13 protein-coding genes are annotated in these 13,501 nt (G+C 60.1%); 11 read left to right on the top strand and 2 right to left on the bottom strand.

The genetic code is table 11. The annotated features are described in order from the left end of the window. Positions 1–83 precede the first annotated feature (83 nt). The 5 genes from J2X66_RS22715 (at position 84) to J2X66_RS22735 (ending at position 5,256) form a co-directional block, all read left to right on the top strand. Complete coding sequence (locus J2X66_RS22715) at positions 84–1,076, top strand: 2-dehydro-3-deoxygalactonokinase (RefSeq protein WP_310268783.1); 993 nt, start codon at positions 84–86, stop codon at positions 1,074–1,076. Between the two features lie 19 nt (positions 1,077–1,095). Continuing rightward, positions 1,096–1,716: a 2-dehydro-3-deoxy-6-phosphogalactonate aldolase gene (locus J2X66_RS22720; RefSeq protein WP_027924069.1), complete on the top strand. Its 621-nt coding sequence runs from the start codon at positions 1,096–1,098 to the stop codon at positions 1,714–1,716. A 49-nt stretch (positions 1,717–1,765) separates the two neighbouring features. After that, positions 1,766–2,914, top strand: coding sequence for a galactonate dehydratase (dgoD, locus tag J2X66_RS22725; protein ID WP_007903915.1), 1,149 nt, complete (start codon positions 1,766–1,768; stop codon positions 2,912–2,914). 167 nt (positions 2,915–3,081) lie between these two features. Beyond that, the gene (locus tag J2X66_RS22730; RefSeq protein WP_310268790.1) at positions 3,082–4,392 is read left to right on the top strand and encodes an MFS transporter; all 1,311 of its coding nucleotides are present in this window, start codon (positions 3,082–3,084) and stop codon (positions 4,390–4,392) included. A 60-nt stretch (positions 4,393–4,452) separates the two neighbouring features. Next, a complete protein-coding gene (locus J2X66_RS22735) occupies positions 4,453–5,256 on the top strand; it encodes an IclR family transcriptional regulator (RefSeq protein ID WP_123432731.1) in 804 nt (267 codons plus the stop codon). On the opposite strand, the gene J2X66_RS22740 is transcribed toward J2X66_RS22735, so the two are convergent. Beyond that, on the bottom strand, positions 5,253–6,305 hold the full coding sequence (locus J2X66_RS22740; RefSeq protein ID WP_310268797.1) for an NAD(P)-dependent alcohol dehydrogenase: 1,053 nt from the start codon (positions 6,303–6,305) through the stop codon (positions 5,253–5,255). The two genes, J2X66_RS22735 and J2X66_RS22740, sit on opposite strands and share 4 nt — an antisense overlap. 190 nt (positions 6,306–6,495) lie before the next feature. Here J2X66_RS22740 and J2X66_RS22745 point away from each other — a divergent pair, with 190 nt between their 5' ends. After that, positions 6,496–7,386: an AraC family transcriptional regulator gene (locus J2X66_RS22745; RefSeq protein ID WP_310268799.1), complete on the top strand. Its 891-nt coding sequence runs from the start codon at positions 6,496–6,498 to the stop codon at positions 7,384–7,386. 132 nt (positions 7,387–7,518) lie between these two features. Here J2X66_RS22745 and J2X66_RS22750 read toward each other — a convergent pair whose 3' ends face one another. Next, a complete protein-coding gene (locus tag J2X66_RS22750) occupies positions 7,519–9,183 on the bottom strand; it encodes an electron transfer flavoprotein-ubiquinone oxidoreductase (protein ID WP_310268803.1) in 1,665 nt (554 codons plus the stop codon). Between the two features lie 548 nt (positions 9,184–9,731). Between J2X66_RS22750 and J2X66_RS22755 the strand changes: the two genes are divergently transcribed. The 5 genes from J2X66_RS22755 to J2X66_RS22775 all read left to right on the top strand — a co-directional run bounded on the left by J2X66_RS22755 (position 9,732) and on the right by J2X66_RS22775 (position 13,500). Next, positions 9,732–10,481 carry an electron transfer flavoprotein subunit beta/FixA family protein gene (locus J2X66_RS22755; protein WP_007945693.1) on the top strand — a complete coding sequence of 250 codons (750 nt, stop codon included), beginning with the start codon at positions 9,732–9,734 and terminating at the stop codon, positions 10,479–10,481. Further along, a complete protein-coding gene (locus J2X66_RS22760; RefSeq protein WP_027924075.1) occupies positions 10,482–11,411 on the top strand; it encodes an electron transfer flavoprotein subunit alpha/FixB family protein in 930 nt (309 codons plus the stop codon). An 80-nt stretch (positions 11,412–11,491) separates the two neighbouring features. After that, positions 11,492–12,325 carry a transporter substrate-binding domain-containing protein gene (locus J2X66_RS22765; RefSeq protein ID WP_310268809.1) on the top strand — a complete coding sequence of 278 codons (834 nt, stop codon included), beginning with the start codon at positions 11,492–11,494 and terminating at the stop codon, positions 12,323–12,325. Positions 12,326–12,334: 9 nt separating this feature from the next. After that, the gene (locus tag J2X66_RS22770) at positions 12,335–12,691 is read left to right on the top strand and encodes a DUF4398 domain-containing protein (RefSeq protein WP_310268812.1); all 357 of its coding nucleotides are present in this window, start codon (positions 12,335–12,337) and stop codon (positions 12,689–12,691) included. Beyond that, positions 12,688–13,500 (top strand): OmpA family protein, encoded by an 813-nt coding sequence (locus tag J2X66_RS22775; RefSeq protein ID WP_310268815.1) that lies wholly within the window; start codon positions 12,688–12,690, stop codon positions 13,498–13,500. The genes J2X66_RS22770 and J2X66_RS22775 overlap by 4 nt, the downstream gene beginning before the upstream one ends. Position 13,501: the final 1 nt, after the last annotated feature.

Raw genomic sequence — 13,501 nt, forward strand, 5'->3', positions numbered from 1 at the left:
GTGATATTTATATATTGAGATTATCCCGCTTCCGGGTTTATAGTCCGGCTCACTCACTGCCAATAAACAAAACAGGTGAAGCGATGCTGGCGCAATTGATCGCGCTCGACTGGGGGACAACCTCATTACGTGCTTACAAACTCGCCGCAGGTGGCCAGGTGCTCGAACAGCGTTCGCTGTCGTCGGGGATCATGCAGCTGCCGCGGACACCGCGAATCATTAACGGTCAGGAATGCGCCGACGGTTTTGAACTGGCCTTCGATGAGGCGTGCGGTGACTGGCTCGACGCACAGCCGGATTTGCCGGTGATCGCCTGCGGCATGGTCGGCAGCGCCCAGGGTTGGCGTGAAGCGGCCTACCGCGACACACCGGCGAACGTCGCCACTCTCGGCACTTCCCTACAAACGGTACGCAGTCTTCGCGGTGTCGATGTGCACATCGTGCCGGGTGTGATTCAGCGGTCGCGTTTGCCAAATGTCATGCGCGGCGAAGAAACCCAGGTCCTTGGTGTTCTGCAAACCCTGTCGAGCGAGGCAGGCAGCGATCTGTTGATCGGTTTGCCGGGCAGTCATTCGAAATGGGTGGAAGTGGCCGACGGCTGCATCGTGCATTTCGACACCTTCATGACCGGCGAAATTTTCGCCGTGCTCAGCGAACACAGCATTCTGGGGCGCACCCAGCAGCAGGGCGCGTCCTTCGATGGCCAGGCCTTTGATCGTGGTGTGCAAGTGGCGTTGTCGGCAGACGGCGAAATCGGTCCGCTGTCGACCCTGTTCAGTGCCCGCAGCCTTGGGCTGACCGGCGAACTGAGCGCCACGGCCCAGGCGGATTACCTGTCGGGGTTGTTGATCGGTCATGAGCTGTCGGCGCTGGCGACGGCCCAGCGGCGTCGGCGCAACAGCGTGCACCTGCCTTCGATCATCCTCATCGGTAATGCCCACCTCTGTGCCCGCTACAACCGGGCCCTCGCCGCCTGCGGATTTGCCCGGGTGACGCTGGCCGAACAAGCCACCGAACGCGGGTTGTGGCAGTTGGCGCTCGCCGCCGGACTGATCACTTCCAACCCATCCCGTTAAACCTGACTGGAGGTCTGACATGCTCAAACACGCCTTGGCGCAAAACGGCCTGATCGCGATCCTGCGTGGCCTGCGCCCGGAAGAAGCGGCGGCCATCGGCGAAGTCCTGTACGCCGCCGGATTTCGCGTCATCGAAGTGCCGCTCAATTCCCCTGAACCGTACGAAAGTATCCGCATCCTGCGCAGCACCTTGCCCGCCGATTGCCTGATCGGCGCCGGCACGGTGCTGACACCGGAGCAGGTCGAGCAGGTGAAAGCCGCTGGCGGCCAAGTGATCGTCATGCCGCACAGCGATCCGAAAGTGTTGCGCGCAGCGAAAGCGGCGGGGTTGTTCCTGTCGCCGGGTGTGGCGACACCGACTGAAGCCTTCGCCGCATTGGCCGAAGGGGCGGACGTGCTGAAGATGTTTCCCGCCGAGCAGATGGGGCCGGCAGTCGTCAAAGCCTGGCTCGCGGTATTGCCCGCCGGGACTATTCTGGCGCCGGTTGGCGGGATCACGCCGGACAACATGCAGGTGTTTATCGACGCGGGCGTCAAAGGTTTTGGTCTCGGTTCCGGCTTGTTCAAACCGGGTATGACGCCAGAGGACGTGGCCGTCAATGCCAAGGCGTACGTGGCTGCCTGGAAAGCCCTTCGCTAAGACTTTTATTGGCGCTGCGAGCGCTGCCTCTAATAAGAGAGACAAGACAATGAAAATTACCAAACTGACCACCTTCATCGTTCCGCCGCGCTGGTGCTTCCTCAAGGTCGAAACCGACGAGGGCGTAACCGGTTGGGGCGAGCCTGTGGTTGAAGGTCGTGCCCACACCGTGGCCGCGGCCGTTGAAGAATTGTCCGACTACCTGATCGGCAAAGATCCACGCAACATCGAAGACATCTGGACCGTGCTCTATCGCGGCGGCTTCTACCGGGGCGGTGCGATCCACATGAGCGCGCTGGCCGGTATCGATCAGGCGCTGTGGGACATTAAGGGCAAGGCCCTGGGCGTGTCGGTCAGCGATCTGCTCGGTGGTCAGGTGCGCGACAAGATTCGTGTGTATTCGTGGATCGGCGGTGATCGCCCGGCAGACACCGCGCGTGCGGCGAAAGAAGCGGTTTCCCGTGGGTTCACGGCGGTAAAAATGAACGGCACCGAAGAACTGCAATTCCTCGACTCCTTCGAGAAAGTCGACCTGGCCCTGGCCAACGTCGCCGCTGTGCGTGATGCGGTCGGCCCGAATGTCGGCATCGGTGTCGACTTCCATGGCCGGGTGCACAAGCCTATGGCCAAAGTGCTGATGAAGGAACTTGATCCGTACAAACTGATGTTCATCGAAGAGCCGGTGCTCAGCGAAAACTACGAGGCGCTGAAGGAACTGGCGCCGCTGACCAGCACCCCGATTGCCCTCGGCGAGCGGCTGTTCTCGCGCTGGGATTTCAAGCGTGTGCTGAGCGAAGGTTACGTCGACATCATCCAGCCGGATGCGTCGCACGCCGGCGGCATCACCGAGACCCGCAAGATTGCCAACATGGCCGAAGCCTACGACGTGGCGCTGGCGCTGCATTGCCCGCTGGGGCCGATTGCGCTGGCGGCGTGCCTGCAACTGGACGCTGTTTGCTACAACGCGTTCATCCAGGAACAGAGCCTGGGCATCCACTACAACGAGAGCAACGACCTGCTCGATTACGTGAAAGATCCGCGGGTGTTCGATTACGACAAGGGCTTCGTGAAAATTCCGAATGGCCCGGGGCTGGGGATCGAGATCAACGAGGAATACGTGATCGAACGCGCGGCGGTCGGCCACCGCTGGCGCAACCCGATCTGGCGCCATGCCGATGGCAGTTTTGCTGAGTGGTGAGTGCTTCCTGACTCACCACCATCCCCTGTAGGAGTGAGCCTGCTCGCGATGGTGTGTCAGTCATCAATGCTGAATGACACAGCGCTATCGCGAGCAGGCGCACTCCTAAAACGGGCCTGCGCCAGTCTCTAGAACGACCTCAATAAACATAAGAAGAGGCACTCCTCATGCAACCGCAAACCCTCGCCGGGCACGCGTCGTTGGTGACGCCCAGTCGCAAGCGATTTTTCATCATGGTCCTGCTGTTCATCACCGTGGTGATCAACTACCTCGACCGCAGCAACCTCTCCATCGCCGCCCCGGCGCTGACCAGCGAACTGGGCATCGATCCGATCCACGTCGGGCTGATCTTCTCGGCGTTCGGCTGGACCTACGCCGCCATGCAGATCCCTGGTGGCTGGCTGGTGGACCGAGTGCCGCCGCGCATCCTCTACAGCGTCGCCTTGCTGCTGTGGTCGATCGCCACCGTGATGCTCGGTTTCGCCGCCAGCTTCATCGCGCTGTTCGTCCTGCGCATGGCGGTCGGGGCCCTGGAAGCGCCGGCGTACCCGATCAACAGCCGCGTGGTCACCACCTGGTTCCCCGAGCGCGAACGCGCCACGGCCATCGGTTTCTACACCTCCGGGCAGTTTGTCGGCCTGGCCTTCCTGACGCCGGTTCTCGCTTGGCTTCAGCACGAATTCGGCTGGCACATGGTGTTTGTCAGCACTGGCGCGGTGGGCATTCTGTGGGCGGTGATCTGGTACGCGGTGTACCGCGAGCCTCGTGATTTCAAAGGCGCCAACGACGCCGAAATCGACCTGATCCGCGAGGGCGGCGGGTTGGTGGATATCCAGGCCGAGCAAGCCAAGGTCAAAGCGAAATTCAGCTGGACCGACCTCGGAATTGTCCTGACCAAACGCAAACTGTGGGGCATCTACCTCGGCCAGTTCTGCCTTAATTCGACACTGTGGTTTTTCCTGACGTGGTTCCCGACCTACCTGGTGAAATATCGCGGCATGGACTTCATCAAGTCCGGCCTGTTGGCGTCGCTGCCGTTTCTCGCCGCCTTCGTCGGCGTGCTGTGTTCGGGGTTCTTCTCCGACTTCCTGATCCGTCGCGGTTACACGGTAGGTTTCGCTCGAAAATTGCCGATCATTGGCGGCCTGCTGATCTCTACTTCGATCATCGGCGCGAACTTCGTGGAGTCGACGCCGCTGGTGATTGCATTCCTGGCACTGGCGTTCTTCGGCAACGGGTTGGCGTCGATCACCTGGTCGCTGGTTTCAACGTTGGCACCGGCGCGTTTGCTGGGACTGACCGGCGGGGTGTTCAATTTCATCGGCAACCTGTCGGCGATTACCACGCCGATTGTCATCGGATTCCTGGCGACCGGTGACTCGTTTGCCCCGGCGATTACCTACATCTCGGTGCTGGCATTGATTGGCGCGCTTTCCTACATCTTGCTGGTGGGCAAAGTCGAGCGTATCAAGTTGTAGTGGCAGGCATCGGGCGACCATAATGCCGCCCGTTCACTCGCTCAACGGTAAAGGCTGGATATGCAGGAAGACGCCCCAAAAATCGCCAAGGACGCCGCCCCGACCGGCACCCAGACACTGCTTCGTGGTCTGGGTGTGGTTCAGGCCGTGGCCAGTGGCGCCCGCGATCTCAAGGAAATCGCCCGGCTGATCGGCACGACGCGCAGCACCACCCATCGTCTGGCCAGTTGCCTGGTGGACGAGCGTTACCTGCGTGTGGTGCCGCAAGTCGGTTATCTGTTGGGGCCGAAACTGATCGAGTTGGGTTTCCAGGCGCGCGAAGAGTTGCCGCTGGTGACCTTGGCCGGGCCGTATCTGGATGAGTTGTCGGCGTTGACCGGCGACACCATTCACCTGGCGATCCGCGAAGGCGACGAGGTGCTGTACCTGCACAAGAACCCGGGGCGCAATGGCCCGGAAATGCGTTCGCGGGTCGGCCATCGCATGCCGTTGGCTCGCACCGGGATCGGCAAGGCCTTGATGCTGGATGACTCGCAGGAAGAATGGCAACGGCTGTACGAAGTCAGCTTGCCGGCGGGTGGGAAAAATCTGTTTTGGCCGCAGCACCCGGAGCAATCCTGGGAGCAGTTTCAGCAGCGCATGGTCGAGTATGTGGCTGGCGGCTACGCCTTTGATCTGGAAGACAACGAACCGTCGATCCGTTGTGTGGCGGCGCCGATCCGTGATGCCAGCAAACGCATCGTCGCCGGCATCAGTATCGCCAGCACCGTGCCGTACATGCCGCTGGAAAAAATGGCCGAGCTGATCCCCTTGATCAAAGGGGTCACAGCCCGGCTGTCGGCAGAGCTTGGCTTGAAGGTTTAGACCTTCAAGGTCGCCATGTCGATCACGAAGCGGTACTTCACGTCACCGGCGATCATGCGGGCGTAAGCCTCGTTGATCTGGCGGATGTCGAGCATTTCGATGTCGCAGGTGATGTTGTGCTCGGCGCAGAAATCCAGCACTTCCTGGGTTTCGGCAATACCACCGATCAGCGAACCGGCGAGCACACGACGGCCTAGTACCAGTTTGGCGGCGTGGATCGGTGGATCGATTGGTTCGATCAGACCCACCAGAATGTGCACGCCATCGAAACGCAGGGTGTCGAGGTACGGGTTGAGATCGTGCTGCACCGGAATGGTGTCGAGCAGGAAGTCGAAGTAGCCGGCAGCGGCTTTCATCTGGTCGGCATCGGTGGACACGATCACGTGGTCCGCACCCTGGCGACGACCTTCTTCGGCCTTGCTCGCCGAGCGGGTGAACAGCGTCACTTCGGCGCCCATCGCCTTGGCGAACTTGATGCCCATATGGCCGAGGCCGCCCATGCCGAGGATCCCGACCTTGTCGCCGGCCTTGACCCCGTAATGCTTGAGCGGCGAATAGGTGGTAATGCCGGCACACAGGATCGGTGCGGCGCTGGCCAGCGCGAGTTTTTCCGGGATGCGCACGACAAAGTGCTCGCTGACCACGATGCTGTCGGAATAGCCGCCCATGGTGTTGCTGCCATCGAGCCGGTCTGGGGTGGCGTAGGTCATGGTCGGCCCCTCGAGGCAATATTGCTCGAGGTTGGACTGGCAGGCTTCGCAGCTGCGGCAGGAATCGACCATGCAGCCGACACCGACCAGATCGCCGATTTTGTGCCGGGTCACGTTCGCACCGATGGCGGTGACTTTGCCGACGATCTCGTGGCCGGGCATCAGCGGGTAAACGGCAATGCCCCATTCGTTGCGGGCCTGGTGGATGTCTGAATGGCAGACGCCGCAGTAGAGGATCTCGATTGCCACGTCATCGGCCCGAGGGCTGCGGCGTTCGAATTTCACGGGGGCGAGGGGAGTGGTGGCCGACTGGGCGGCGTATCCGATGGCGGTGTACATGAGGAACCTCGCAAAAGCAGTGACAGGTGAGGCGGTGCATTCTGGGCGCCGCACCTTGCACCGGCCATGGCGATTCCTCCGGGTGTCATGCCTATTCCTCCGGCATCCACGTTGGATTGATCAAATGCGCGATCAGACCTGCGAAGATGCTTTCATCCCTTTTTCCGCGACATTTTTGTGAAGAGCTCCCATGTTGTTGACCCGTCATCTCGATGCCAATGCCACGATGGTTTCGTTGATTCAGCCACTGACCACCCGCGACGGTTTTGCGCCCACCGCATTGCCGGGTGTGCAGGTGTTACGCGCCAGTTGCGATGTGGCGCGTGGGCCGCAGATCTATGAGCCGAGCCTGGTCATCATCGTCCAGGGCAGCAAACTGGCGTACCTGGGGCCGCGTACGCTGGAGTACGGCGCCGGGCATTATCTGATTCAGGCGTTGCCGGTACCGTTCGAGTGCGAAACCTTTGCCGCGCCGGAGGGGCCGATGCTGGGGATTTCCATCGCCATCGACCGGACGTTGCTCGGCGAATTGGTATTGGCCATGGGGCTGGTGGCGGGGCGCAGTGTTGCGGCGCAGACGCTGGAGTCGATGACCTCGACGGTGCTCGACGACGCGATGCGCGGGTGTGTGGAACGGTTGCTGCGTTGCCTGCACGATCCGCTGGAATGCCAGGTGATGGGGCAGGCGCGTTTGCGTGAGTTGCTGTTCGTCGCGTTGCGCGGGCCGCAAGCTGATGTGCTGCGCGCACTGGTGGAGCAGCAGGGGCAATTCGCCCGGGTCGCGGCGTCGCTCAGTCATCTGCATGCGCACTACACCGAACCGCTGAACGTCGAGACGCTGGCCAGTTGCGCGAACATGAGTGCGTCGACGTTTCATGAGCATTTCAAACGCAGCACGTTGTTGTCGCCGGTGCAGTATCTGAAGCGCTTGCGCTTGCTCAAGGCGCAGCAGTTGTTGCTGTCTGAAGGCTTGGGCGTGGCGCAGGTGGCGCATCGGGTGGGGTATCAGAGTACGTCGCAGTTCAGTCGGGAGTACAAACGCTACTTTGAGCGTAATCCTGGAGATGAGCGCGCTGCCTGAGTGGGCAATTATTCTGGATGACCCACCGCAATCGCGAGCAGGCTCACTCCTACAGGGGGATTGTGGTGTGGCTTGAATCGCGGGCAACAAAAAGGCCCCCATTTCGGGAGCCTTGATGTTCAGGCGTTCGACTTACATGTTCGGGTAAGTCGGGCCGCCCGCACCTTCCGGTGTCACCCAGGTGATGTTCTGTGCAGGGTCCTTGATGTCGCAGGTCTTGCAGTGAACACAGTTTTGGGCGTTGATCTGGAAGCGCTTCTCGCCGTCTTCCTTGGTGATCACTTCGTACACGCCGGCCGGGCAGTAACGCTGGGCGGGTTCATCGTACAGCGGCAGGTTTTTGCTGATCGGGATGCTTGGGTCGGTCAGCTTCAGGTGGCAAGGCTGTTCTTCTTCGTGGTTGGTACCGGAGATGAACACCGAGCTGAGTTTGTCGAAGCTGATTTTGCCGTCCGGTTTCGGGTAGTCGATCTTCTTGCAGTCGGCCGCCAGCTTGAGGCAAGCGTAATCCGGCTTGGTGTCGTGCAAGGTGAACGGCAGTTTGCCGCCGAAGATGTTCTGGTCCAGCCAGTTGAAACCACCGCCGACGATGGCGCCGAACTTGTGGATCGCCGGGCCGAAGTTGCGGCTGGCGAACAGTTCGTCGTAGAGCCAGCTCTTCTTAAAGGCGTCGACGTAAGTGGTCAACTCTTCGGTGCCGTCTTTTTCAGCGAACAGCGCCTCGGCCACGGACTCAGCGGCGAGCATGCCGGATTTCATGGCGGTGTGGCTGCCTTTGATCTTGGCGAAGTTCAGGGTGCCCAGGTCGCAACCGATCAGTGCGCCGCCCTTGAATACCATCTTCGGCAACGAGTTCAGGCCACCTTTGCAGATGGCACGGGCGCCGTAGCTGACGCGTTTGCCGCCTTCCAGGTACTGCTTGAGCACCGGGTGATGCTTGAGGCGCTGGAACTCGTCGAACGGCGACAGGTAGGTGTTGCTGTAGGACAGATCGACGATCAGGCCGACGACCACCTGGTTGTTTTCCAGGTGATAGAGGAACGAGCCGCCGGTGTTCTCGGTGCCCATGATGTCCAGCGGCCAGCCCGCGGTGTGAACCACCAGGCCTGGCTGGTGCTTGGCCGGGTCGATTTCCCAGATTTCTTTCAGGCCGATGCCGTAGTGCTGGGCGTCGGCTTCGCTGTCGAGGTTGTAACGCTTGATCAGTTGCTTGCCGATGTGGCCTCGGCAGCCTTCGGCGAACAGCGTGTATTTGCCACGCAGTTCCATGCCCGGGGTGTACAGGCCTTCTTTCGGATGGCCTTCGCGGTCAACGCCCAGGTCACCGGTGATGATCCCGCGAACCACGCCATTCTCGTCGATCAGCGCTTCCTGGGCCGCGAAGCCCGGGTAGATTTCTACGCCCAGGTTCTCGGCCTGCTGAGCCAGCCAGCGGCACAGGTTGCCCAGGGAGATGATGTAGTTTCCTTCGTTGTGCATGGTCTTGGGCACAAAGAGGTCAGGAATCTTCTGCGCGCTGTCAGCGTTCTTGAGAACGAAGATGTCATCGCGGGTGACTGGCGTATTCAGCGGGGCGCCGAGTGCTTTCCAGTCCGGGAACAGTTCGTTCAGGGCGCGTGGTTCGAACACGGCACCGGACAGGATGTGAGCACCGACTTCGGAGCCTTTTTCGACCACGCAGACGCTGATTTCCTTACCGGCTTCAGCAGCCTTCTGCTTCAAGCGGCAGGCAGCGGAAAGACCAGCGGGGCCGGCACCGACGATGACGACGTCGAATTCCATGTATTCGCGTTCCACAGGTTATCTCCTACTCAAGGCTCAACAGTTTTTTTTCTAATTGGAGGTTTGGTGTCGCATCCATGAATCCCTGCACTGATGCTGGGAGGGGACAATCGATTAGTCACCTTTCTCTCTGGGTGGCGCATTATATCTACACCACTCCTAGCGTCCAATACAAACGTTTGTTTGAATTGGCTCAAAGCCAGAGAAATCAAAGTCACGCGGCTTACGAACGGCCATTTTGCCGTATTGACCGGAATAGGCGTTCCGGTCAAGATACGGTCGGTTTTGCGCTCGCCGTAGGCTGACTGTTGGTTTCAAGAGCACCTCTAAAGACAGGGCGATGGCAGTGGCAAGTGATGCGCAGCGCAGGTTTGGCTCGCAGTTTACACGTCGCGATATTGAATGACTCGTTGGTCACCACTGACGAACGGTCATGCACTTCATGAGCGATAGTCACTTGACACGTTTGCCGGCGTTTTTAGAGGTGCCCTTGCGCCCGATGAGCATCAACCGCCAGGTTCGCCTAGGCGACTTTCTTTTCACCGGAGAGTAACGAGGAATCCATGAAGGTTCTTGTAGCTGTCAAACGCGTTGTGGATTACAACGTCAAGGTCCGCGTCAAGGCGGACAATTCCGGCGTCGATCTTGCCAACGTCAAGATGTCGATGAACCCGTTCTGCGAGATCGCCGTGGAAGAAGCCGTACGCCTGAAAGAGAAAGGCGTTGCGACTGAAATCGTCGTCGTCTCCGTCGGCCCGTCCACCGCTCAAGAGCAACTGCGCACCGCGCTGGCTCTGGGTGCCGACCGCGCCATCCTCGTCGAATCCGCCGAAGACCTGACTTCTCTGGCCGTTGCCAAACTGCTGAAGGCCGTTGTCGACAAGGAACAGCCGCAGCTGGTGATCCTTGGCAAACAAGCCATCGACAGCGACAACAACCAGACTGGCCAGATGCTCGCTGCATTGAGCGGCTACGGTCAGGGCACGTTCGCGTCCAAAGTCGAAATCAGCGGCGACAGCGTTGCCGTGACTCGCGAAGTCGACGGCGGCGCGCAGACAGTTTCCCTGAAACTGCCGGCCATCGTCACCACCGACCTGCGTTTGAACGAGCCGCGCTACGCGTCCCTGCCAAACATCATGAAAGCCAAGAAGAAGCCTCTCGAAGTGCTGACTCCGGACGCTTTGGGCGTTTCCACCGCCTCCACCAACAAGACCGTGAAAGTCGAAGCGCCTGCTGCACGCAGCGCGGGTATCAAGGTCAAGTCGGTGGCTGAACTGGTCGAGAAACTGAAAAACGAAGCGAAGGTAATCTAAATGACTATCTTGGTTATTGCTGAACACGACAACAAAGTAGTGGCCCCGGCCACACTGAACACCGTGGCTGCCGCTGCCAAAATCGGTGGTGACATCCACGTTCTGGTTGCAGGCCAGGGCGTAGGCGCCGTGGCTGAAGCCGCTGCGAAAATCGCTGGCGTGAGCAAAGTATTGGTAGCTGACAACGCTGCCTATGCTCACCAGCTGCCGGAAAACGTAGCGCCTCTGGTTGCAGAGTTGGGCAAGGGTTACAGCCACATCCTGGCTGCCGCGACTTCCAACGGCAAAAACATCCTGCCGCGCGTTGCCGCTGCGCTGGACGTTGACCAGATCTCCGAGATCATCTCGGTCGAAAGCGCTGACACCTTCAAGCGCCCGATCTACGCCGGTAACGCCATCGCGACCGTTCAGTCCAACGCGTCGGTCAAAGTCATCACCGTGCGTGCCACCGGTTTCGACCCGGTTGCTGCTGAAGGCGGTTCGGCTGCGGTTGAATCCGTTGCTGCTGCTCACGATGCTGCGATCTCCAGCTTCGTTGGCGAAGAACTGGCCAAGTCCGATCGCCCGGAACTGACCGCTGCCAAAATCGTCGTTTCCGGCGGTCGTGGCATGCAGAACGGCGACAACTTCAAACACCTGTACGCCCTGGCTGACAAGCTGGGCGCTGCTGTCGGTGCTTCCCGCGCCGCGGTCGACGCAGGTTTCGTACCCAACGACATGCAGGTCGGTCAGACCGGCAAGATCGTTGCTCCACAGCTGTACATCGCCGTCGGTATCTCCGGCGCGATCCAGCACCTGGCCGGCATGAAAGACTCCAAAGTGATCGTTGCGATCAACAAGGACGAAGAAGCGCCGATCTTCCAGGTGGCCGATTACGGCCTGGTGGCAGACCTGTTCGAAGCAATCCCCGAGTTCGAGAAGCTGGTCTAATCCAGCGGCCTGACTTATAAAGAGCCCGACCTTTTGGTCGGGCTTTTTTTTGTTCCGGATTTGAGTGGGAGAGTGTTGCCATGGATCTGCGCCGCGTGTGTGGCTGGTCGTTACTGCTGGGCCTGACGATGTTGCCGACCTTGTCCAATGCCGCGGGCAAGTGCGATCGACTGATTGTGACCGGCAGCCCGGACGCACCACCGTACTTGTGGCAAGACCCGCAAAACCCTAAAAAGCTGATCGGTGCCAGTGCTGACCTGTTGCAGCAAGTGGCGGGGGAGTTGGGCATCAAGGTCGAGTTGCTGTATGCCGGCAAACGCGTCCAGGCGCTGGACGAAGTACGCAGCGGGCGCATGGACATGTTGGTCGATGCAACGTTGACCGTGAGCGAACTGCAAACCCTGGATTACATTCATCCGCCGTTGCTGGAAAACGATTACCTCGTCTGGACTCGCAAAGACTCGGCATTGATCTACAACCAGGCCCAGGACCTCCACGGCCATCCCGGCGCATTGTCGGAAAAGTCTCGAATGACCCCGGAATTCGGCACGTTTGCCGATCAGCAATTGACCCTCACCCGTACGCCCAACCTGACACAAGCCTTTCAAAAATTACTCTTGGGCGAGGTGGAATTTGCACTCGCCGGACGCTACTCCGGCATGGCGGCCGCGCAGGCGCTGAGCATGGCCAATGACCTGGTCCCCCGTGCCGAGCCGATCGACAAACCCGGTCTGTACCTCGCGGTTTCCCATAACTCCGCCTGCAACGATCCGTGGTTGCGCGGACAGCTGGCCAAAAAGATGACAGAATTGCCCGCCTCAGGACTGACGGACGCCGCGCTGCAACGCAATATCGAGCGTTGGAAAGCGCAGCAACAGCAGCAGCAACAACCTGTCAGTGCCCCAAAACAGTAGGGATTCTTAGTGAGTATTCGACCTCTTTTCGCTGCCGTGGCCGTTCTGGCTCTGGCGGGTTGTGCAGCCGATCCGGCGCCGAATGAACAGATTCGCCTGACCGAACAGGCACTCGTCCAGGCCAAAGCCGTGGGCGCTACCGCCGACGACATGCCGGAAATGAAACTGGCCGAAGAAAAATTCGCCCGCGCCCAAAGCAATATGACCGAGCAGTCCTACAAACATGCGCGCATGCGGGCCGAGCAGGCCGAACTGGACGCGCGCCTGGCGGAAGCCAAGGTGTTGACCCTCAAGAGCGAGGAGCAATTGAACGTGCTCAATACCCGCATCACTCGTCTGCGCAAGCAACTGGGAGATGCCCAATGAGCCTTAAGTCGAAAGCGCTCGCCAGTTTGATCCTCGTCGGCTGCACCAGCCTGTATGGCTGTGCCGGCCAGCACAGTGAAGCCGCTCTGCAAGAAGCGAGCGCCGACTTCCAGAAGGTCAAGGAAGACTCCAATGTGCTGCGCATCGCGCCCAAGGACGTGATCCGCGCCGGTGAGTCACTGGCTCGCGCCGATCGTCTGTCCAGCTATTGGGGCAGCGGTTCGGACGTGGTGCATTACGCCTACCTGAGCCAGCGCTACAGCGAAATTGCCCGGGAGCACACCAATCTGGTGCTCAACGAAGAGCGCGCGGCGAAGCTCGAACTGGAGCGTCAGCGTCTGCAACTGGCATTGCGCGAATCCAAATTGCTCAGCGTTCAGCAGCAGGGCAAGTGGCTCGAAGAGCAGATTGTCGCGCTGGCGACCACCCAGACGGATCGTGGTCTGGTGATGACCTTGGGCGATGTGCTGTTCGATACCGGTGAAGCCGAGCTGAAAAACTCGGCGAATCGTGTGGTGCTGAAGATTGTTCAGTTCCTGCAGCTCAATCCGAAACGCGTGGTGCGTATCGAAGGCTATACCGACAGCACTGGCGGCAAGCAGGACAACCTCAAGCTGTCCCGTGACCGTGCGCAATCGGTGGCTGACGTCCTGATGGATTTGGGCATCGATGACAAACGCATCCAGGTCGAAGGCTACGGCGATGAATACCCGGTGGACGTGAACGCTTCCGAGCGTGGCCGTGCGCAGAACCGTCGGGTGGAAATTGTGTTCTCCGACGAAAAAGGCCAGCTCGGCGCCGCCCGCTAAG

The sequence above is a fragment of the Pseudomonas sp. 3296 genome (assembly GCF_031456615.1).
Classification (GTDB): Bacteria; Pseudomonadota; Gammaproteobacteria; order Pseudomonadales; family Pseudomonadaceae; genus Aquipseudomonas; species Aquipseudomonas mucoides.